This is a genomic window from Mesorhizobium sp. M4B.F.Ca.ET.143.01.1.1 (assembly GCF_004792275.1).
Lineage (GTDB): Bacteria > Pseudomonadota > Alphaproteobacteria > Rhizobiales > Rhizobiaceae > Mesorhizobium > Mesorhizobium abyssinicae.
Genome location: NZ_SRSR01000142.1, coordinates 1 through 377 on the forward strand (window position 1 = coordinate 1; position 377 = coordinate 377).

At 70.3% G+C, this 377-nt stretch carries 1 pseudogene; it reads left to right on the forward strand.

Features of this window, described 5'->3' with window-relative positions:
• A pseudogene (locus EN786_RS36345) lies at positions 1-377 on the forward strand (bifunctional tRNA (adenosine(37)-N6)-threonylcarbamoyltransferase complex ATPase subunit type 1 TsaE/phosphotransferase); the annotation flags it as partial.

Genomic DNA, 377 nt, shown 5'->3' on the forward strand with positions numbered 1-377 from the left:
CCGAGCTCGACGAGCTCGGCTTCGAGGAAGCATTCGCGCAAGGTGCCGCCCTCATCGAGTGGCCCGAACGGGCTGAGGGCTATCTGCCCAAGACGACGGTGCTGATCGAACTCGTCCAGCACGGCGAGGGCCGGCTGGCGCGCCTGTCGGGGCAAGGCGCGAGCTTCGACCGTGTGGCGCGCTCGCTGGCCATGCGCGGCTTCCTCGACAACGCCGGATGGGGGCAAGCGCGGCGCCGGCATTTCATCGGCGATGCCTCGGCCCGCTCCTACGAGATCGTCTCGCTTGCCGGCGAGGCGCCGCGCGTGCTGATGAATTCGCCGCGGCTGGTGCTCGGCCCTCCAGTGCGCGACGGCAAGCCCTATGCCGTGATCGCC